The following is a 19,715-nucleotide window of genomic DNA, read 5'->3' as shown; positions in this document are numbered from 1 at the left end:
CTCTTGTCTGGATCAGTTTTTCCTGTACTCGACGCGGTACACGTCATGGCGGCGGTCTTTCAGCTGCTTGACCGTGCCGTCCTGGCGCTGGCGGCGCAGGATTTCGAGATCGACGTCTCCAATCAGCACCATTTCGACATTGGCATTGGTCTCACCGACGATGCCGTCACGGGCAAATTCGAAGTCCGATGGCGCAAAAATTGCCGACTGGGCATACTGAATGTCCATATTCTCGGTCTGTGGCAGGTTGCCGACCGTCCCTGAAATGACCGTGTACACCTGGTTTTCGACGGCACGTGCCTGGGCACAGTACCTGACGCGCAGATACCCCTGCCGGTCTTCCGTGTTGAATGGCGTGAAGATGATGTTCGCACCCATGTCGGTTGCGATGCGCGCCAGTTCCGGGAATTCGATATCATAACAGATCTGGATGGCGATCTTGCCGCAATCGGTATCAAAGACGCGGACCGCGTCACCTGCAGAAATTCCCCACCACTTCCGCTCGTTCGGGGTGATGTGGATCTTATACTGCTTTTCGATCGACCCGTCACGGCGGAACAGATACGCGATGTTATAGATTTCCTCATCCTCTTCCATCACGAAGTGAGAGCCGCCGATGATGTTGATGTTATAGCGGACGGCAAGGTCCGTGAAAAGTTCGATGTAAGGCTCTGTGTAGTCGGTCATCTTGCGCACCGCGATGCTCGGGATCGGCTCGTCCAGGAATGACATCAGCTGGGTCGTGAAGATTTCCGGGAATACGACAAAGTCGGAATAAGCATCCGATGCGACATCCACGAAATACTCCACCTGACCGGCCAGATCATCGAAACTGGAAATCTGGCGCATCTGATACTGCACCACACAGATCCGGACAGGGTAGCTGGTTTTGAAGTGCCGCTTGGACTGCGGCTTGTAGTCGATGTTGTTCCATTCCATGAGCGTTGCATACTTGCGTGACGCTAAGTCATCCGGCAGATAGTCCGGATTGACCCGCATGAGCGTGAAGTCATTCAAAAGCTGGAAGGACAGCACCGGGTCATAGATCTTGTGCCGGGACACGGCATCGACATACTCACGCGGTGTCATCTCTTTTTCATGTTTATAATAGTTAGGAATCCGCCCGCCGATGACGATCGACTTCAGGTTAAGTGCACGGGCCAGGTCCTTGCGCGCTTCATACAGCCGCTGCCCGACGCGCATCCGCCGGTAATCCGGGTGCACCATCACTTCAATCCCGTACAGATTGTAGCCTTCCGGGTTGTGGTTGGTGATGTAGCCCTCATCCGTCACATCATCCCATGTGTGCCGGTCGTCGTATTCATCAAAGTTGATGATAAGGCTTGAACAGGAACCGATGATCTCCCCGTCGAGCTCCGCCACGAACTGGCCTTCAGGGAAGATGTTCAGATGGCTTTCAAGATGAGCCCTTTCCCACGGGTCCATACCCGGGAAACACTCGTCCTGCATCCGCAGGATCGCTTCAATATCGTCATGGGTCATCTCTCGGATGACCATGCTTTTTTCAAATGATGACAAATCAAATTGCTCCGACATGACAGAGCCCCCTTTCATTGCATTGAGCCCATTATACGCTCTCAAGGCCCCTCAGGAAAACTCTATCTCTTTTCCCCGGAAGCTAAAAGATAAACTTCTTCATTTCGAGATTACGTCAACAGATTGCCACCATCCGCCAATTCCCGGGACAAAATCATTGTCATATCGGAGGAAATCACCCTATAATCAGAAGGAATTCAAAAGTCAGGAGCGCGTTCAATGGATAAACGCCTTGAAAATATGCTGCTTGCCGTCTGGACCGTTTCGCTGGTCGCGACAGCCGGTTCCTTATACTTCTCGGAGGTCCGGGGATATGTCCCGTGCGAGATGTGCTGGTACCAGAGGATCCTGATGTATCCGATCGTCGTGATCGGGGCGGTCGCCTACTTCCGCAAGGACTTCCGGGCAGCCGTCTACACACTGGCGCTGTCGGTCATCGGCGGTCTGATTTCCCTATACCATTACGGGATTCAGAAAATCTCTTTTCTCCAGGACAGTGCGCCGTCCTGCGGCCAGGTCAGCTGTACCGGTGCCTACATCAACTGGTTTGGGTTTGTAACCATCCCGTTTCTGGCACTCATTGCATTTATCATCATTGCCGTCATCAGCTTCCTTATGCTGAAGCGACAGAAGGAGTCGAACTGAACATATGAAAAAACTGCTCATCATCGGAGGCGCGGTCATTGTCGTATTCGCCATGATCGTCTTCCTCACGAACCAGTCCAACCAGTCCAAGCTGGAAAACAGCCCTTATGGGGACAAAAAACTTCAGCAGGCGACGATCGACCAGCTGGATGACGAGAACTACCAGAACATCATCCTTCCTGATGAACTGTCGGAAAAGATTGAATCAGGAGAAGCGGTCACTGCTTATTTCTTCAGCCCGACCTGCCAGTACTGCCAGGAGATGACGCCTCGCCTCATGCCGATCGCAGAAGACATGGACGTCCAGATTGACCAGTTTAATCTGCTAGAGTATGAGGACGGGTTTATCCAATACCAAGTTGATTCTACCCCAACACTGATCCATTTTGAGGACGGCGTGGAAGTCGGCCGTATGATCGGCGCCCAGCCAAATGAAAACATCGAAGCTTTCCTGAACGAATACGCAAAATAATCCAAAGCCGCGCGGCAAGCGCGGCTTTTTTCAAAGGGTGAGAACATGGAATTCACTTATGTGATTGAAGAAGAAGGTCTGACCGCCGAGGCCCTGCTCCGGGACCGGTGGCGCCTCAGCCGCAAAACGGTACACGAACTGCGCATGGCGGACGCCGTGAAACTCTCGGACGGCGGACGGATCCGGTGGAATGAACCGCTCCCCGCCGCCACGTCGCTCGCCATCACACTGCCTGAGGGCGTATCTGGATATATCCCGGAAAGCGGGGATCTGACCGTGGTCCATGAAGATCCGCACTGCCTCGTTGTCCACAAGCCAGCCTTGCTAGCGGTCCATCCGAATGAACAGGGCGGCACCGGCACGCTCATGAACCGGGTCATTGCCCGTTTCGGACCCTACGCGGAGCATGTGCACCGGCTTGATAAGGGGACATCCGGACTCGTGCTCATTGCACGTCATCCCGTCGCCAAAGCCGTGTTCGACCGGATGCTTGAGGAAAAAACGATCCGGCGCACGTACGTTGCGGAGACGGCGGGACGGTTCAGGACGCGGAGCGGGACCATTTCCGCTCCGATCGGCCGGGACCGCCACCACGCCACCCGGCGGCGCGTCTCGCCTTCCGGACAGCAGGCGGCCACACATTATGAAGTGATCCGTGAAGATGCCGGCAGAACCATCGTAAAGCTCGAGCTCGACACGGGCCGTACCCACCAGATCCGCGTCCATCTGGCCCATCTCGGCCATCCCATCATCGGGGATGAACTATATGGGGGACGTCCTTCCGGAGACGGCAAGTACAGGCTCCATGCCGGACGCCTCGCCTTCACCCACCCGTTCACCGGCAGGCCATTGGCCATCGAAGATCCGGTGCGCCCGGAATGGCTTCCATAACAAAAGACAGGACCGGATTCATTCCGCGGTCCTGTCTTTTATGTTCCTTAGAAAATTACAAATCGTCACTCTCTGGATAACGGCTATTCACGTGGTGTCCCCGGCCAGCTCCAGCACCCAGCAACTCGCAAACTTCACCCTCCTCCATTGCGATAACTCAACATCGGCCCGTTCCGCGCCGTGTTTCCTTTATCTCATTGCAAAGGGTTCCAGTTTGTACGTTGCTAAACGGGCGCTTGCGCTTTTGTTCCGGCCAGCTCCAGCGCCCGGCAACTGGCAAACTTCACCCTTCTCCATTGCGATCAGTCAACATCGGCTCGTTCCTCGCCGGGTTTCCTTTATCTCATTGCGAAGGGTTCCAGTTTGTACGTTGGTAAGCGGGCGCTTGCGCTTTTGTTCTGTTCAGAAATCCATTTTGTCCGGGTCTTTGCCTGTACGTTCGTTCCGGTTAAGCGCATCAAGTTGCTGCATCTCTTCATCAGAAAGCGTGAAATCGAATACATCCGCATTGGAGCGCACCCGCTCCGGGCGGACAGATTTCGGGATGACGATGATGTCATGCTGGAGATGCCAGCGGATGACGACCTGCGCCGGCGTCTTGCCGTGTGCTTCCGAGATGCGGATCACGACCGGTTCTTCCATCAGCTTTCCGCGCGCCAGCGGTGACCATGCTGTAACAGCGATGTTCTCTTCCTGGCAGAATTCACGGAGCGGCTCCTGGCTCAGGTACGGATGAAGCTCGATCTGGTTGACCATCGGTTTCACGTTGGCCTTTGCGAAGACGGCCTCAAGGTGATGACGATGGTGGTTCGAAACACCCGGCACACGGATCAGCTTCTCTTCATAGAGGCGTTCGATCGCCCGGTATGTATCCGTGAACTTCCCTTCCACCGGCCAATGCGTGAGATACAGATCAAGGTAATCCATCTTCAGGTTTTCAAGTGATTTTTCGAACGCGCGCAGCGTCTCATCGTAGCCCTGATCGGTGTTCCAGACCTTCGATGTGATGAAGATGTCTTCCCGCTTCACACCGGATGCACGGACCGCCTCGCCGACCTGGACCTCATTACCATAAAGAGAAGCCGTATCAATGGCGAGATAGCCCGCTTCGAGCGCCGCTGTCATGGCTTCGACCGATTCGGACGGCTCGGTCATCTTGTACACGCCCAGACCTAGGCGCGGCATCTCCACCCCGTTCGCGAGCGTTTTCTTCGACTGCAGATTCAGTCCCATACCTTCCCCTCCTTCTGATACCCTTCCATTTTATCGGAGCATGACAATGAAATCGAATCATCTGTTTTTTTATGTTTTGGTTGAAATTCTGATTTAAAACGAATAATATGTTGGATGGCCCTTTTAATCGTTCGTGTTTTTCAAAGGAGGAAATTCCGTGTTTCAATTGAAACAGCATGATACATCAGTAAAAACAGAAGTTCTGGCCGGCATGACGACGTTCCTGACAATGGCCTATATCATCATCGTCAATCCGATCATCCTTGCTGATGCGGGCGTTCCGTTCGACCAGGTATTCATGGCGACCATCATTGCATCTGTGATCGGTACGCTCTGGATGGCGCTATTTGCCAACTACCCGATCGCCATCGCCCCGGGCATGGGACTGAACGCCTACTTTACATCGGTCATCATCGCATCTGACGGCGCCCTCGACTACACAGCAGCCTTATCGGCCGTGTTTGTAGCTGGAATCATCTTCGTCATTTTGTCGCTTACCCCGATACGTGAAAAGCTCATTGACGCCATACCTGAAAACCTCAAGCATGGCATCACGGCGGGAATCGGGCTCTTTATCGCCTTTATCGGCCTCCGGCTGTCAGGGATTGTCGCACACCACGAAACCAATCTGGTGAAGCTCGGCGACCTGACTTCCCCTCCCGTTCTGCTTTCATTGTTTGGATTGATGATCACAGTCATCCTGATGGCGCGTAATGTGTACGGGGCCATTTTCATCGGCATGGCAGTCACAGGCATTGTCGCCTATATGACCGGCCAGCTCCGTTTCACGGAAGGGCTTATGAAAATGCCGCATCTGCCGGAGGGGATCATCGTCTGGAACCCGATCGATGCATTTGGTGACGTCATCTCCCATGGCCTTTATGGTGTCGTATTCGCCTTCCTCATGGTGACGCTCTTTGATACGACGGGTACGATGCTCGGAGTGGCACGCCAGGCCGGCCTTATCAAAAATGGCAAGATGCAGAGGGTCCGCCCAGCCCTGCTTGCCGATTCGGTCGCCGCCACTGCGGGCGCAATGTTCGGGACGAGCCCGACATCCGCCTACGTGGAATCCTCATCCGGCGTGGCAGTCGGTGGCCGGACCGGGCTTACGACCGTGACGGTCGGTGTGCTCTTCATCATCGCTTCGTTCTTCGGACCCCTTGTCGGGTCGCTGTCCGGAGTTGCCGCGATCACGGCTCCCGCGCTGATCATTGTCGGCAGCCTGATGATCGGCATCGTCAAGGAGATCGAGTGGGATTCCTTTGACGAAGCTTTCCCTGCGTTCCTGATTATTCTCACGATGCCGCTCACTTCCAGCATCGCGACCGGGATTGCGCTTGGCTTCATCTCTTATCCGATCATCAAGATCGTCAAGGGCAGATGGCGCGATGTCCACCCGCTCCTTTACGTATTCGCGCTGATGTTCGCCTATCAGCTGCTGTTCTTGCCTCATTGAATGTGGAATGGAATTTCCGCTCCATGCGGTATGCTAAACGTTGCTATACTTCATTGAGACGTTAACATACTTCATTGAGACGTTGCTATACTTCATTGGAACGTTGACAAATCGGTATGACGATGCAACAAACGTCAGTACCGAACTCATCTGAAAACAGAAACGGCAACGGTACAGAAGCCTCAGGGGGCTGTCTGACCGTTGCCGTTTTTTTATTTTATGGATCTGTCCGCCGCCTGTCGCTGCTTTTTCTTAAGTGTCCATGCCACAACGGCTCCAATGACAGCGTAGATCACGAAGACCGCTGCAGTCAGCCATGGTGACAGCAGAAAGAGCAGATAAAGCTGCAGCAGCGCCGCCACCAGTGCAGTGGCCAGCAAAGCCAGTCCGGCTTTTTTGTTTCTCTGATATAACATCAGGAAGATGTATCCGAACATGCCGCCTGAGATCAGCGCCACGCCGAGAAGCATCAGATTAATCAATGAATCCATGTCTGTGCGGCCCTCCTCTTACTGCCGGCCATCAATAGTCCGACTTCGGGCGCGAGGTGATGGCCTGGAAAATAAGCAACACGGCGGACACGGCATGCATGAACCAGCCGAGGAACGGAATCCAGGCGATGGCGCTCGTCACGAGGCCGACAATGGACCCGGACTTGGCGGAAAAGTCACGGACGGCGAGGATGAGCGTGATGGCATGGAGAAGGAACATGACGCCGAGAAGGGAATAACCCGACCCGAGGATATATAGACCGCCGAGGAACGGGATGGCGAGAAATGCTTCGCCCAGCCCTGTGACCCAGCGCATGATGGTGGATTCTCTCATTATAGATCCCTGCTTTCATTTGGATGTTAATTGTAATACGGACGGGGCAGGCCAAAAGTTTCAATTTCCACAATCATTTCTTGTCGGAAATTTGGCGGTTTTGCTGTGAAGTGCCGGCTTCGTTACCGCGGTACGTTTTCTTTTTGCGGCGGATGCGTTATACTGGGTGGAGATCGAACTTCGAACCAGGAGGTACCGACATGAAGCTTCTATTGATCCTCGGTGTCTGCTTCGCCTTCCTTTCCGCAATCTTCACAGGCGGCTATGAAGACAAGCCCGGCACTGCGAAAGATAACAAAGCAAGCCAAAGCTGAGAAAAAGGGACTGCCTTCCGGGCAGTCCCTTTTGTATGCCTGCTTTCCTTACCGGAGGCCCGGGAAGCCTTGCTGGCGCAGCGCCTCAAAGACGAGGACTGCCGCCGTGTTCGACAGGTTGAGTGAGCGGATATGGTCATTCATCGGGATGCGCAGACAGCGCTCCGGATGAGCGGCAAGCAGGTCCTTCGGCAAACCGGTCGTTTCCTTCCCGAACACGAAGAAGATATCCCGATCCGGATCTGAGAAGTCCCGGTCGGCATAGTTCCCTTCCCCGAACTTCGTCAGATAGTAGAAATCGCCTTCCGGATACTCGGAGAACAAATCCTCGATCCGGTCATGGTATTGAAGGTCGACATGCTCCCAGTAATCGAGGCCAGCCCTCTTCAGCATCCGGTCATCGGTTGAAAAGCCGAGCGGCCGGACCAGGTGGAGACGGGTCCCGGTGCCCGCACAGGTGCGGGAGATGTTCCCGGTATTGGCCGGGATGAGCGGTTCATGTAAAACGACGTGAATCATTCGTGCACTTCCTTCTTCTGGTCTGCGATGCGGCTGAGCGCGGCCCGGATCTCCTCCAGGACCTTCTCTTCCCGCTCGCGTGATTCTGCATGGCGGAGAACGGTCTCCGCCTCCGCCGTGCCAATTTTGCCGAGCGCATACGCAGAGGCGCCCCGCATATATGGCCGGACATCCTCGCGGAGGATGCGGGACAGTTCCGGCAGTGCCGTCTGTTCCCTGAAGTGGCCTAGTGCATAGACCGCGTTGCGCTGGATCGGGTTCTTCCCGCGCCAGGAGCCCGACATATGGCCGAATGCCTCCTTGAATTCGCGGTTCGACAGGCTCAGGAGCGGCTCAAGAAGCGGCTTCGCCAGTTCCGGATCTGGGCGGAACGCCTCATGGATCCGGTTGTGCATTCCCTTGTTTTTCGGGCAGATCGTCTGGCAGGTGTCACAGCCGTACACCCGGTTGCCGATCTCGGTCCGGAACTCTTCCGGGAGGCTGCCTTTTGTCTGGGTGAGGAAAGCGATGCAGCGCTGTGCGTTCAGCCTGCCCCCTTCGATCAGGGCGCCTGTCGGGCAGATATCGAGGCAGAGCGTGCAATCGCCGCACCCGTCCTCGATCGGCTCATCGGGTTCGAAGGGAATGTTCGTGATCATTTCCCCGAGGTAGACATAGGAACCGAACTCCGGCGTGATGATCGAGCAGTTTTTCCCCGACCACCCGATGCCTGCCCGCTCCGCTACCGCCCGGTCGACGAGTTCTCCCGTGTCGACCATGGAACGGAGACGGGCCCCGGGAACCCGCTCGAGGATAAAGGCTTCGAGTTGGGCCAGCTTGTCCCTGAGGACGTCGTGATAATCCTGTCCCCACGAGGCGCGGCAAAACATCCCCCGCCTGGCTCCCTTTTTTCCCTTCGGTGCGTCATCCAGCTTCGACGGATAGGCGACTGCAATCGCGATGATGCTCTCCGGTTCCTCCATAAGCAGCGCGGGGTCGGTCCTCTCGTCGAGGGAACCTTTCTCGAAGCCCGACTGGAAGCCCGCTTCCTGCTGGCGCCGAAGCCGGTTCTTCATCTCCCTGAACGGGTCAGCTGTCGTGAAACCGATCTTGTCGATGCCCGCCTCCCGCGCGAACGCCCGCAGCTCCCGTTGCAGTGTGACGGTATCCATTGGGACTGCCCCTTTCTGTTGTGGTACGATATATGAAAAGTCACAAAATACAGGTGATTGTCTTGAATATTAAAGCAGATCAGATGTTGTTTGAAACAGTGCCGGATCTGAAATTCGGCATCCTCCATTATAGCAGAATCAGCACATCTGATGCTCCCGGTATGCTGAAGGGGCGGATCGGCTACTTTTACCAGGAGATGCAGATCGACCTCGAGGACAAGAATGTGGCCGACATCCCGGGAATCGCCGAATGGCGCAAAGTCTGGAAGGCATTCGGAAAGGACCCGGGACGCTACCGCCCTTCCGCCGAGGCACTGATCCGCCGCGTGAAAAAAGGCCAGATGCCAGGTGAAATCAATCTCGGCGTGGACCTGAACAACTTCTTCTCCGTCCGGGAAGGAATCCCGTGCGGGCTGTATGACCTCGCTGCTGTTACCAACAACGTATCGATACGCAAAGGTTCTTCGGAAGACGAATACGAAGGCCTGAACGGCAGGATCAACAATCTCGAGAACCTGCTTATAACTTCCGATGAACAGGGGCCGTTCGGCAGTCCGTTTGTAGATTCCGGCAGGACCGCCGTCACGGAACAGACAACGGAAGCGCTCCATGTCCTCTACCTCCAGCCATCCATGACGGTCGAAGAAGCCGAAGTGCTGCTGAAGGAAACAGGCACCTTCTTCACTTCCGTAACCGGCGGAAGTTTCACAGGCGGGATTTTGCACGCCGGGAACCGAGCAACTGACATTTAAGGGGGAGTCCGAATGGGCAAAATCAATCTGGCGGAAGGCATTAAACTGAAAAGCGTCCTCGGCCGTCGTATTCTGGAGCTGAACGATGAACTCCAGCGCAGCGCGTTTGTGCTCGTTGAAAAGGGTAAGCAGCCCGAGACCGGGCGCAGACCGATGGCAGAGATCGAGCAGGAACTGGAACAGGTAAGGAAAGACAGCCGTACGCTGGACCGCCTCGTGTACCGGGCCAATATCGACAATGAAGTGGAATTTGAAGGCGGACCCATGCCGATCGTCGAGGCGATCGAGCTCGCGACACAGCTCCGCGCCCAGGCATCAGCCTATAAGACCTTCTCGCATGCACAGAAAGAAGAAATCCAGTTCGGCTATGCGGAAGGAACGGTCGTCTACCGTGTCGCCTTGTTCGATCCTGAAGACTACCGCAAAAAGGCTGAGGAAGCCGAGCGCCGGGCACACAAGCTGTCCAATGCCGTCAACGCGAAAAATTATTCGGTCATCCTCGATTTCGACGATAGTGCCTACTACTGATACTCCGGAAAGGTGAGAGTCCTTTCCGGAGCGTGGTCCGGATGCCATTTAACTTAGTGAAACCAATGACCGGTCACCCGTCACGCTGTGACCCATCACCCATGACCAACCACGGCAAACGCAATGGCCCCCAGTCATATTTCAGGCATCCGGCCATGGAAAACGCCCCCTTCCGCTTCGGCGGAACGGGGGCGTTTTCGTATGGCTACGCACATCGTTAAATAGTTGCCCGATTATACCCGGATACATCTTCGTCCAGCAGGATGCCCGTCCCCCGCTTTTTATGTGCGGAGATGAAGAACGATGCCGTAACGAACAGAGTCGCAATGGTGCCGCCGATATAGGACACGGTCAAGTCGATGCCAAAGCCCATCGTCGGCTCGAACAAGATATAAACAAAAACCATAGATGTCATAAAGATCGCCGGAACCGTTGCGATCCAATGGTTCTTATGCTGCAGAAACAGATACATCGCACCAACCCAGAGGGCAATCATCGCGGTCACGCCATTTGCCCACGAGAAGTAGCGCCAAAGCAGGTTGAAGTCGATTTTCGTCAGCACGAAGGAAATGACGAACAGCGGGATCGCGATCCCGAGGCGGCTCATAATCTTTGCCTGTCCGATTTTAAAATAATCTGCGATGATCATACGGGCCGCACGGAAAGCCGTATCCCCGGAAGTAATCGGAAGCACGATGACTCCCAGGACTGCAAGAGTCCCCCCGAAGGCGCCCAGCATCATAACCGATACATCACTGACCACCGCTGCCGGTCCGCCAGCAGCAAGAAGTTCATTCAGTCCGCCGTAGCCGTTGAACAGGCTCATGGCTGCAGCCGCCCAGATCATGGCGATGATGCCCTCAGCAATCATCATGCCATAGAAGATCTTACGGCCTTCCTTTTCCTGCTTTGTCGTCCTGGAAATGATCGGCGTCTGCGTCGCATGGAATCCGGACAGTGCACCGCAAGTGATCGTGAAGAAAAGCAGCGGGAAGATCGGAAGTTCACCCGGATGCATGTTGGAGAATGAAAGCTCAGGGATCGGTGCCCCTGTCACCACAAGGCCGATTCCAACACCAAGAGCCGAAATCACGAGCAGTGCACCGAACCATGGATAGAGCCGCCCGATAATCTTATCGATCGGAAGCAATGTCGCCAAAATATAGTACAGGAAAATGATTCCTACAAGAATTGCGAGGGCCACTTTTCCGTCAAAGATGACATTTAGCAGCATTGCGGGTGAAGTGACGAACACTGTCCCGACAAGGATAAGCAGAAGCAGCGCAAAGATATTGACGACATGCTTCATGATATTGCCCAAGAATTTGGATGCCAGCTCCGGAAGATGAGCCCCTTTATTCCGGATTGAAATCATTCCCGTCAGATAATCATGGACCGCACCTGCAAAAATACAGCCGACGACAATCCAGATGAACGCAACCGGACCGTAAAGTGCTCCTGCAATCGGGCCGAACACCGGTCCTGTCCCGGCAATGTTCAGTAGCTGGATCAACGAGTTCTTCGGAGTCGACATTGGTATATAATCTACACCGTCCCCGTTGACATAGGCTGGTGTCGGCCGTTCATTCTTAGGTCCGAATACTTTTTCGACATATTTCCCGTATGTAAAATAACCAACGATCAACAGCAATATGCTTAGCAAGAAAGTAATCATTTTTTCATTCCCCTTCTCTCTGTTGTATTACACGATTTTATCACTTACAACAGATTACACAAGAATATTTTTATAAAATAAGAATCATTTCATTTATTCAGATGATTAGATGTCGGTTGGTTTCAAGTAACGAGTAATGCCTATTTGAAAGATCAGTGGCTTCGAACGAGCTGAATCTGAAAAACGCCCGTCCAAATGGACAGGCGTTTTGTGTTTGGCGTTGCAGGCTGTGAACTTTCGACGGGGGAAGGTCAATTATTCTTCGGGTACGGCAGCAGCGGGCAGCTTTTTCAGCCGGAGCGCCAGGACAAAGCCGGCTACCGACAGAAGTCCCCCGACTAGGAATGCGACGCGGACGCCTGTCATGAGCGCATCCGGAGAAGGATCCTGCAGCGGCCCGATGGCGGCTGCCGTTCCTGTCATGACGGATACAAGAAGTGCCGTGCCCACAGACCCTCCGATTTGGCGGAACGTATTGTCCATCGCCGTGCCGTGGGCAATCAGGTGACCGGGCAAGGAATTGATCCCCGCTGTACTGAGCGGCATCATCAGCATGGACAGGCCAAGCATCCGAAGGCCGAATACAACCCCCAGGAAAACAAGCGGCGTGTCCGGCGTCATGAGGACAAACGGCACCGTCGTCACGACCTGAAGGGCAAATCCGGTAACGACGAGCCAGCCGGCTCCGAACCGGTCAAAAATCCGTCCGGAAAACGGGGACATGGCCCCCATTGCGATGGCACCGGGCAAGAGCAGCAGGCCCGACTCGAACGCCGTCCCCCCGCGGACATTTTGGACATACAGGGGCAGCAGGGTTTCGGTGCCGATCAGGAGCGCGAATGTGATCATGCCCATCGGGATGATGAGCCGATAGACACCGGAGCGGAACACGCCGAAATTCAGGATCGGCTTATCAAAGGCCAATTGACGGCGGATAAACAGGAACAGCGTGACAGACCCGACGACAGTGGAAATCAGCACGTTCGGACTCAGCCAGCCTTCCCCGCCGATACTGCTGAAGGCATAGAGCAATCCGCCGAAGCCCAGCGTAGATAAAGCGACTGAAGGCAGATCAATCTTCACCGGACGCTGTTGCGTGACATTCTTCATGAAGATGAATACGGCAATCAGGTGCAGCACGGCCAGCGGCAAGACAATTGTAAAGAGCATCCGCCAGGAACCGAAGCTGAGCACCCAGCCTGCCAGTGTTGGCCCGATAGCCGGAGCAAAACCGATGGCCAGTCCGACAAGTCCCATTACGGAGCCGCGCCGGTTCACCGGAAAGATGGTCAGGAGAATTGTTTGCATGAGCGGCATCATCATCCCCGCTCCCGCCGCCTGGATGATCCGGGCAAGCAATAGGAAGAAAAAACTCGGGGCAACGGCTGCAGCAAGCGTGCCAGCCGCAAACAGGCCGCTTGCCACCATCAGAAGCCGTCTGCTTGAAAAGCGATCGATCAGGAACGCCGTAATCGGTATCAGGATTCCATTGGTCAGCAGATAAACTGTCGTCACCCACTGCGCTTCGTTTGCGTCTATGGTAAAGTCCCCCATGATGGGCGGCAGTGCTACGATAAGCAGAGTCTGATTCAGCAGGGCCACAAATGCCCCTGCGATCAGGACAATCAGGATGACCGTCCGGTTGTATGCGGGAAGAGCCGCAGACTGTTCAGGTTGCTGCATGGGCATTTCCTCTTTTCTTATGTATGGAGATACCGTCAAGTATAAGGGAAAAAACTTCCGTTGCCCAACCCAAGCCAGTAAATTTAACCGCTTCGGCAAAGGCGATTCATCTCAACAATATCGGCCCGGTCCCCGATTAAAATCTGCTTGGAGCCGCCCATCCGTACAAGCGGCTGAGCTCTGAAAAGAAGAAAGCTGCCCGCAGATGCAGGCAGCTTTCAACCATGAGGGGGAATTGCTATGGTGAGTAAATTGAGGAATGTTTATTTAAGAGGCGATTCCGAGCGGAGAAAAGAACAGATACATGCCCACCATTGTGATGACAACCAGTGCTGCTACGCCATTCCTGTACTTCCAGGGAGTCAGGTCGACTTTGTTGTGATTGTCTTCAAATTGGAATGGCTGCTTTAGTGGCTTTATTTTCGCGATTCCCCATAACAGCAGGCAGTCCATGATGAACAGAATTCCAAACACATATAGGTAATGGATGTCGAGAAATACTTTGGACAGTATGTAAGCCACAATGTGAAAACCGAAAGTTACCTTGGCCCCAAACGCCGTTACTGACTTCGAATAAAATCCGAATAAGATAATTGCCAGCATCGGCATACTGTAGATTCCATTGAATTCTTGTACGACTGCATATAGGCCGGCTGGTGCAAAGGAGATCAGCGGCGCAATCACAACGGCCACAAAACCTACAATGACGGTCACCAGCTTTCCTGCTCTTGCCACTTGCCGATCCGTTGCATCGCGCTTAAAGATCGGTTTGTAGAAGTCCAGCGTGAACAGTGTTGCTGTTGCATTCAGAGATCCGACGAACGAACTGAGGATCGCACCGAAAATCACCGCCGCAAAAATACCGTATGCCCATTCCGGCAAAACGTCCGAAACCAGCGTCGGGTAGGCATTGTCCGGATTTGAGATACCGTCGCCGTACAGGTTAAAGGCAACAATTCCGGGAAGGACAAGAAACAGCGCACCGAAGATCTTGAAGAACCCTACATAAAGTGCTCCCTTCTGTCCTTCCTTCAGACTCTTGCCGGCGAGTGTCTTCTGGACGATCATCTGGTTTGCACACCAAAAGAACAGATTGTTGAAGAGCATCCCGGTAAACAGTGTCGGCCATGGGACCAGTTCGGAATCAGCGGCTCCAATGGCGTTCAGCATCTCCGGTGACCGTTCCTTCACTGCGGCAATACCTTCAATCGCGCTGCCATTCCCAAGTGCGGACAGACCGAGGACGAGGATGGCGAGACCGCCTGCAAATAAACCGACTCCGTAAAGCGTGTCACTGTACGCACTGAGCGACAGGCCGCCGAGCATCAGGTAAGCGAGACCGATGATGCCGATAAATGCTGCGATCAATGCAATGGAAACAAGCGGATCCAATCCGAATGTCTCATCGATATGAAAAATCTTATTAAACACGAGCGCACCGGAATAGAGGACAACCGGCAGGAACGACGACATATACGTCACGATGAACAATAATGAAACGATCCGCTTTGTCGTCGTGTCGTATCGGATCTCTACAAAATCCGAGACTGTATCTACCCCGTATTTAAAATACTTCGGCAGGAAGACCAGCGCCAAGACCACACATGCGAATGCTGAGGTCACTTCCTAGGCCATGACCTGCATCCCTCCGGCAAAACTCTGGCCATTCTGGCCGACAATCTGTTCCGTTGACAAATTAGTCATGATAATGGTCCCGGCAATCGTCAGCCCCGTCAGGCTCCTGCCACCCAAAAAGAAGCCTTCCCCGCTATTGTTATCAACGGATCGGCTTCTTTTAAACGCATATAGCCAAATACCGCCTACAATGAACACAAATACCGCAACTGAAAAAGCATCCATCATTTCCACCTGCACATTCAATATTGGAGCATGCTGAATTTCCTGCCCCGTGATGATGTAAGACAGAATCAGCGTTGGAAGCTTTTCCTGATAGGCCAAACCCGATTTATCAGCGAGATTAACCGTCCAGATCTTTCAAACATAAATTTCATGAAATAAAAAACCCCATCCAGTAATGGATGGACTGTCAGTCAGGCTGTCTTCTTGAGTTCTCGATAAAGTCTCATTGCTTTCTGTTCAGCCTGTTCCTCATTTCGGTCATAAACAGTAATCAATTTATTGCCGATGATAAAATTCCATTGCCGTGTCATTCATACCACCTGCCTTCTCTCTTCTCAGCTCTCTACCCTACTTCCATAAAGGCTAAACCTCGAAATCTGATTTGGCAGCTTTCAACCTATCTGTCTTGTTCCATCCTTCAGATTATATAATATCAAAAAAGGTCAAACCCATCAATGTTTCAGCTTACCCTCCGCAAAAACTGTTATACTATTCTGGCAGAAAGGGTTTTCAGTCGGATGGATGCGAGTACGGATCATGAAAATGGAGAATCTTAAACTGGCGGTCAGCCTGCATCACGAACTGCACCAACATCCCGAACTTTATAATAACTTCCAGATGATCCGAAGACTTTGACAGCAGCCCTTTTAACCACACTGTAGAATACGATTTCCGCGATGAGCTGATGAAATGGAGACCGACTTGTTTCCAACCATACTGGAACAGGGGAACCCATCGTTTATCCCTGCACTCCACTAGTGTTATAATGTAAAAACCCGAAATTTCGAGAAGCTTCGAACAATGGAGTTTTGGGCATTCGCCAAGAATGATCAACTTTAGATAATGGGAGATGAGAACATGGAATCTAAAATCAGAATCGGCATCGTCGGGTACGGCAATCTCGGAAAAGGCGCAGTGGCAGCCATCCGGCAGACAACTGACCTTGAACTCGTTGCCATCTTCACGAGAAGAGAACCGGAATCCCTGAACCTGGACGATTCGTCCATCCAAGTCGCCCATATTTCCGATGCAGCCGACTATAAAGATAAAATCGACGTCATGCTGCTGTGCGGCGGCTCGGCGCATGACCTCCCTGAACAGACGCCACATTTCGCAAGCCTGTTCAATACAGTCGACAGCTTTGACACCCATGCGAAGATTCCTGAGTTTTACAAGGCAGTCAATGAGGTGGCTGTAAAGCACAACACCACTGCGATCATCTCTGTCGGCTGGGACCCGGGCCTCTTCTCCATCAACCGTGTAATGGCCGATGCCATCCTACCAAACGGCGAGAACTATACGTTCTGGGGCAAAGGCCTCAGCCAGGGCCACTCCGATGCGGTACGTCGCGTAGAGGGCGTCAAAAATGGCGTGCAATACACCATTCCTGCTGATGCGGCTATCGAAAAAGTGCGGAGCGGACAAAATCCTGAACTAACGACAGCTGAAAAGCACCGCCGTGTCTGCTACATCGTGCCGGATGAAGGAGCGGATCAGGCAGCGCTCGAAAACGAGATCAAGACAATGCCGAACTACTTTGCTGACTACGACACGGAAGTCAATTTCATCACCGAAGAAGAACTCAAGCGTGACCATTCCAAAGCCCCTCACGGCGGATTTGTCATCCGTGGCGGAAACACCGGAGACGGCAACAAGCAGATCTTCGAATTCTCCCTGAAGCTCGACAGCAACCCGGAATTCACGGCAAGCGTCCTCGTAGCCTACGCACGGGCCGCTCACCGATTGAGCCAGGAAAAACAGTACGGCGCCAAAACTGTTTATGACGTAGCACCAGGATACATCTCGCCGCGATCGGCAGAAGAACTCCGGAAAGACTTTTTGTAATCAATTGTTTCTGAGCCGCCAATTTAGGCGGTTCTTTTTATGTGCACAAAAAAGAACAGACAACACATGGCTGTCTGTATCGTAAAACTAAACAATTAGTCTTGCCTATCCATAAATGTAGCGACCATTTTGTTCAATTCAGCATTTTCGTCTGTTAAAAGTTTGACCCGATCTTCCACGTTTTCCAGGGCATCTGCTTTTTTGTAACCTTCAATTCTTGCATCCAGCCATTCCTCAAGTGACTCAAATTCATTCAATTCCTTTGCTTCTGTCAGCCGTTTGATCATATGTGCAGACCCTTGTGAAGCATGAATTTGAGCGCCTCCGTTTGAAGTAGCGTCAACGATCGAGCCCATTACAACTCCTGTAGCTTGTTCGGGAGTTGGCTCGGGAACAGTGCCGTCATGGTAATGTCTTCTTGCGACCATCTGACCACTGCTTCGGTCGAACAACATACCGTTTTCATATGCGACAAGTTGTTCAGCATTGACGCCTTGATACGTCGGATCGTCCTTCGGGATTTGTCCTTCTTCAGGAAGCTCATAGTCAGCGAAGAACTGAGCGATTTCTGGTTCGTATCCTGGTTCAGTCAGAAATTCACCATTCAATGCTTGTTCTTCGTTAGTTTCAATTGAATGATTAGTAATCGACTCAGCAACTACCTTCAAAGAATCAATAGCTGCTAAGAGCCTTTCGCCATATTTAACTGAATCCGTCATTTTAGAAATTGACTCAAATTCTTCTTTCATCTCTGTCAGCCATCGTTCAACTGTTCCGTCTTCGTTTGCTTCCAAAGCTAATTCAAGACTCTGTATACGGATTTCAACACTATCATCAAGTGGTGATTGTGGACCGTAGGCGGCACCAATAATTTTACCTGCAACAACAGCTGGAATTTGCTCTGGAGTTGGTTCAGGGGATCCTTCTGGAGTGTTCATTATTGTAGAAGCATGCTTGGTCTCCTTGCTCAGAATATATCCATTTTCATAAGCCACATACTCTTCAGGATTGTGAGAGTTGTAAAGTGGATCATCGTCTGAGACCCGACCTTCTGTTGGAAGCTCGTATTCCTCAAAGTATTTGATAACCTTTTCTTCGAGAGTCATTTCCGATTGTTCAGCAGCAATTGCAGTTGAATCAGCTTTAGTTTCTTTATCAGAACTACATCCTGCCAGGAAACCCATTGACAATACAATTGAACCGACAGTGATAAGAACTTTATTAGTTTTAATCATAAGTAATATATAACCATCGGGTTAGCATAATACTTAGATTTCTATGTACACTTTCAATAATGCTGTTGATTAATTCAAAAGTGAGATGACGCGTAAAAGGAGAAGAAGAACAAAAAAGACGTCCTCGCAGATGCGAAGACGTCTGTCATTTGTATATTCGTTGGTACCGGTGGTCGGGATCGAACCGACACTCCGTAAGGAACACGATTTTGAGTCGTGCGCGTCTGCCAATTCCGCCACACCGGCATGATGTAAAATCATGCATAAACAAAAATGGAGGCGGCAACCGGAATCGAACCGGTGATAAGGGAGTTGCAGTCCCTTGCCTTACCGCTTGGCTATGCCGCCGTATAAAAATGGAGCGGAAGACGGGATTCGAACCCGCGACCCCCACCTTGGCAAGGTGGTATTCTAGCCACTGAACTACTTCCGCGAAAAACTGGGGTAGCTGGATTCGAACCAACGAATGACGGAGTCAAAGTCCGTTGCCTTACCACTTGGCTATACCCCAATGGGGCGGCTGATGGGAATCGAACCCACGAATGCCGGAACCACAATCCGGTGCGTTAACCACTTCGCCACAACCGCCACAGTTATATAATATTAATTGACCCCGGAGAACGTGAGGAACACGAACAATGGGGCGACTGATGGGAATCGAACCCACGAGTGTCGGAACCACAATCCGATGCGTTAACCACTTCGCCACAATCGCCGTCAGTCAATAATGGCAGGGGCAGTAGGAATCGAACCCACAACGGAGGTTTTGGAGACCTCTGTTTTACCGTTAAACTATGCCCCTATATATGGTGGAGGGGGGCAGATTCGAACTGCCGAACCCGAAGGAGCGGATTTACAGTCCGCCGCGTTTAGCCACTTCGCTACCCCTCCATGGGTGGTGCCGGCCAGAGGACTTGAACCCCCAACCTACTGATTACAAGTCAGTTGCTCTACCAATTGAGCTAGGCCGGCAAATGGTGGCTTGGGACGGAATCGAACCGCCGACACAAGGATTTTCAGTCCTTTGCTCTACCGACTGAGCTACCAAGCCATCATATAAATAATTATGTA

General features: G+C 52.6%; 16 protein-coding genes, 10 tRNA genes and 1 pseudogene. 7 read left to right on the top strand and 20 right to left on the bottom strand.

The features are described 5' to 3' along the window. Positions 1-12 precede the first annotated feature (12 nt). On the bottom strand, positions 13-1,557 hold the full coding sequence (locus AC6CHQ_RS15800) for a carbon-nitrogen hydrolase family protein (protein ID WP_251240256.1): 1,545 nt from the start codon (positions 1,555-1,557) through the stop codon (positions 13-15). Positions 1,558-1,776: 219 nt separating this feature from the next. On the opposite strand from AC6CHQ_RS15800, the gene AC6CHQ_RS15795 reads away from it, so the two are divergent. From AC6CHQ_RS15795 to AC6CHQ_RS15785, 3 genes are read left to right on the top strand one after another with little or no spacing between them, the layout of a single operon-like run. Continuing rightward, entirely contained in the window at positions 1,777-2,202 is a 426-nt protein-coding gene (locus AC6CHQ_RS15795; protein WP_092056199.1) for a disulfide oxidoreductase, read from the top strand. Positions 2,203-2,206: 4 nt separating this feature from the next. Continuing rightward, on the top strand, positions 2,207-2,674 hold the full coding sequence (locus AC6CHQ_RS15790; RefSeq protein WP_251240255.1) for a thioredoxin family protein: 468 nt from the start codon (positions 2,207-2,209) through the stop codon (positions 2,672-2,674). A 45-nt stretch (positions 2,675-2,719) separates the two neighbouring features. After that, complete coding sequence (locus AC6CHQ_RS15785; protein ID WP_251240254.1) at positions 2,720-3,565, top strand: RluA family pseudouridine synthase; 846 nt, start codon at positions 2,720-2,722, stop codon at positions 3,563-3,565. A 402-nt stretch (positions 3,566-3,967) separates the two neighbouring features. Here the strand turns inward: AC6CHQ_RS15785 and AC6CHQ_RS15780 are convergent, their stop codons facing one another. Then, positions 3,968-4,798, bottom strand: a complete 831-nt coding sequence (locus AC6CHQ_RS15780) for an aldo/keto reductase (RefSeq protein WP_251240253.1) — start codon at positions 4,796-4,798, stop codon at positions 3,968-3,970. 157 nt (positions 4,799-4,955) lie between these two features. On the opposite strand from AC6CHQ_RS15780, the gene AC6CHQ_RS15775 reads away from it, so the two are divergent. Next, the gene (locus AC6CHQ_RS15775; protein ID WP_251240252.1) at positions 4,956-6,257 is read left to right on the top strand and encodes an NCS2 family permease; all 1,302 of its coding nucleotides are present in this window, start codon (positions 4,956-4,958) and stop codon (positions 6,255-6,257) included. Between the two features lie 212 nt (positions 6,258-6,469). Here the strand turns inward: AC6CHQ_RS15775 and AC6CHQ_RS15770 are convergent, their stop codons facing one another. From AC6CHQ_RS15770 to queG, 4 genes are all read right to left on the bottom strand, one after another. Then, a complete protein-coding gene (locus AC6CHQ_RS15770; protein WP_251240251.1) occupies positions 6,470-6,748 on the bottom strand; it encodes a hypothetical protein in 279 nt (92 codons plus the stop codon). Between the two features lie 31 nt (positions 6,749-6,779). Beyond that, entirely contained in the window at positions 6,780-7,082 is a 303-nt protein-coding gene (locus tag AC6CHQ_RS15765) for a hypothetical protein (protein ID WP_251240250.1), read from the bottom strand. Positions 7,083-7,444: 362 nt separating this feature from the next. Continuing rightward, a complete protein-coding gene (trmL, locus tag AC6CHQ_RS15760) occupies positions 7,445-7,915 on the bottom strand; it encodes a tRNA (uridine(34)/cytosine(34)/5-carboxymethylaminomethyluridine(34)-2'-O)-methyltransferase TrmL (RefSeq protein ID WP_251240249.1) in 471 nt (156 codons plus the stop codon). Then, positions 7,912-9,066 carry a tRNA epoxyqueuosine(34) reductase QueG gene (gene queG, locus AC6CHQ_RS15755; protein ID WP_251240248.1) on the bottom strand — a complete coding sequence of 385 codons (1,155 nt, stop codon included), beginning with the start codon at positions 9,064-9,066 and terminating at the stop codon, positions 7,912-7,914. Before queG ends, trmL begins: the two co-directional genes overlap by 4 nt. A 62-nt stretch (positions 9,067-9,128) precedes the next feature. Between queG and AC6CHQ_RS15750 the strand changes: the two genes are divergently transcribed. Together AC6CHQ_RS15750 and AC6CHQ_RS15745 are read left to right on the top strand one after the other, a co-directional pair. Next, entirely contained in the window at positions 9,129-9,818 is a 690-nt protein-coding gene (locus AC6CHQ_RS15750; protein WP_498082034.1) for a B3/B4 domain-containing protein, read from the top strand. 12 nt (positions 9,819-9,830) lie between these two features. Next, entirely contained in the window at positions 9,831-10,346 is a 516-nt protein-coding gene (locus AC6CHQ_RS15745; RefSeq protein WP_498082033.1) for a DIP1984 family protein, read from the top strand. 217 nt (positions 10,347-10,563) lie between these two features. Here the strand turns inward: AC6CHQ_RS15745 and AC6CHQ_RS15740 are convergent, their stop codons facing one another. From AC6CHQ_RS15740 to AC6CHQ_RS15730, 3 genes and pseudogenes are all read right to left on the bottom strand, one after another. Beyond that, a complete protein-coding gene (locus AC6CHQ_RS15740; RefSeq protein ID WP_498082032.1) occupies positions 10,564-12,021 on the bottom strand; it encodes a carbon starvation CstA family protein in 1,458 nt (485 codons plus the stop codon). 255 nt (positions 12,022-12,276) lie between these two features. Further along, positions 12,277-13,704 carry an MDR family MFS transporter gene (locus AC6CHQ_RS15735; protein ID WP_498082031.1) on the bottom strand — a complete coding sequence of 476 codons (1,428 nt, stop codon included), beginning with the start codon at positions 13,702-13,704 and terminating at the stop codon, positions 12,277-12,279. Positions 13,705-13,971: 267 nt separating this feature from the next. After that, positions 13,972-15,564, bottom strand: a pseudogene (locus AC6CHQ_RS15730) (solute:sodium symporter family transporter). 858 nt (positions 15,565-16,422) lie between these two features. Here AC6CHQ_RS15730 and AC6CHQ_RS15725 point away from each other — a divergent pair. Continuing rightward, complete coding sequence (locus AC6CHQ_RS15725; protein WP_092056246.1) at positions 16,423-17,409, top strand: diaminopimelate dehydrogenase; 987 nt, start codon at positions 16,423-16,425, stop codon at positions 17,407-17,409. A 95-nt stretch (positions 17,410-17,504) separates the two neighbouring features. Here the strand turns inward: AC6CHQ_RS15725 and AC6CHQ_RS15720 are convergent, their stop codons facing one another. The 11 genes from AC6CHQ_RS15720 to AC6CHQ_RS15670 all read right to left on the bottom strand — a co-directional run bounded on the left by AC6CHQ_RS15720 (position 17,505) and on the right by AC6CHQ_RS15670 (position 19,695). Continuing rightward, complete coding sequence (locus tag AC6CHQ_RS15720) at positions 17,505-18,644, bottom strand: hypothetical protein (protein ID WP_498082030.1); 1,140 nt, start codon at positions 18,642-18,644, stop codon at positions 17,505-17,507. Positions 18,645-18,805: 161 nt separating this feature from the next. Then, positions 18,806-18,890, bottom strand: a tRNA-Leu gene (locus tag AC6CHQ_RS15715). Between the two features lie 28 nt (positions 18,891-18,918). Further along, positions 18,919-18,992, bottom strand: a tRNA-Cys gene (locus tag AC6CHQ_RS15710). Positions 18,993-19,001: 9 nt separating this feature from the next. Further along, positions 19,002-19,077, bottom strand: a tRNA-Gly gene (locus AC6CHQ_RS15705). A gap of 6 nt (positions 19,078-19,083) precedes the next feature. Next, positions 19,084-19,155, bottom strand: a tRNA-Gln gene (locus AC6CHQ_RS15700). Position 19,156: 1 nt separating this feature from the next. Next, positions 19,157-19,232: transfer RNA gene (locus AC6CHQ_RS15695), tRNA-His, on the bottom strand. A 51-nt stretch (positions 19,233-19,283) separates the two neighbouring features. After that, positions 19,284-19,359: transfer RNA gene (locus AC6CHQ_RS15690), tRNA-His, on the bottom strand. A 13-nt stretch (positions 19,360-19,372) separates the two neighbouring features. Further along, positions 19,373-19,446 (bottom strand) — tRNA-Trp (locus AC6CHQ_RS15685). 5 nt (positions 19,447-19,451) lie between these two features. Further along, positions 19,452-19,535: transfer RNA gene (locus AC6CHQ_RS15680), tRNA-Tyr, on the bottom strand. Between the two features lie 5 nt (positions 19,536-19,540). After that, a tRNA-Thr gene (locus AC6CHQ_RS15675) sits at positions 19,541-19,616 on the bottom strand. Between the two features lie 3 nt (positions 19,617-19,619). After that, positions 19,620-19,695, bottom strand: a tRNA-Phe gene (locus AC6CHQ_RS15670). Positions 19,696-19,715: the final 20 nt, after the last annotated feature.

This window comes from Bhargavaea sp. GQ12 (genome assembly GCF_059758705.1).
Note: the sequence above shows the minus strand (reverse complement) of the source record. Positions and strands in the feature narration are given on the sequence as shown.

Bases quoted from the DNA above. Each gene is read 5' to 3' on its own strand.
- AC6CHQ_RS15770 (WP_251240251.1), bottom strand. From the start codon at position 6,748: ATGGATTCATTGATTAATCTGATGCTTCTCGGCGTGGCGCTGATCTCA.
- queG (WP_251240248.1), bottom strand. From the start codon at position 9,066: ATGGATACCGTCACACTGCAACGGGAGCTGCGGGCGTTCGCGCGGGAG.
- AC6CHQ_RS15740 (WP_498082032.1), bottom strand. From the start codon at position 12,021: ATGATTACTTTCTTGCTAAGCATATTGCTGTTGATCGTTGGTTATTTT.
- AC6CHQ_RS15725 (WP_092056246.1), top strand. From the start codon at position 16,423: ATGGAATCTAAAATCAGAATCGGCATCGTCGGGTACGGCAATCTCGGA.
- AC6CHQ_RS15735 (WP_498082031.1), bottom strand. From the start codon at position 13,704: ATGCAGCAACCTGAACAGTCTGCGGCTCTTCCCGCATACAACCGGACG.
- AC6CHQ_RS15745 (WP_498082033.1), top strand. From the start codon at position 9,831: ATGGGCAAAATCAATCTGGCGGAAGGCATTAAACTGAAAAGCGTCCTC.
- AC6CHQ_RS15790 (WP_251240255.1), top strand. From the start codon at position 2,207: ATGAAAAAACTGCTCATCATCGGAGGCGCGGTCATTGTCGTATTCGCC.
- AC6CHQ_RS15800 (WP_251240256.1), bottom strand. From the start codon at position 1,557: ATGTCGGAGCAATTTGATTTGTCATCATTTGAAAAAAGCATGGTCATC.
- AC6CHQ_RS15720 (WP_498082030.1), bottom strand. From the start codon at position 18,644: ATGATTAAAACTAATAAAGTTCTTATCACTGTCGGTTCAATTGTATTG.
- AC6CHQ_RS15765 (WP_251240250.1), bottom strand. From the start codon at position 7,082: ATGAGAGAATCCACCATCATGCGCTGGGTCACAGGGCTGGGCGAAGCA.
- AC6CHQ_RS15780 (WP_251240253.1), bottom strand. From the start codon at position 4,798: ATGGGACTGAATCTGCAGTCGAAGAAAACGCTCGCGAACGGGGTGGAG.
- trmL (WP_251240249.1), bottom strand. From the start codon at position 7,915: ATGATTCACGTCGTTTTACATGAACCGCTCATCCCGGCCAATACCGGG.
- AC6CHQ_RS15795 (WP_092056199.1), top strand. From the start codon at position 1,777: ATGGATAAACGCCTTGAAAATATGCTGCTTGCCGTCTGGACCGTTTCG.
- AC6CHQ_RS15785 (WP_251240254.1), top strand. From the start codon at position 2,720: ATGGAATTCACTTATGTGATTGAAGAAGAAGGTCTGACCGCCGAGGCC.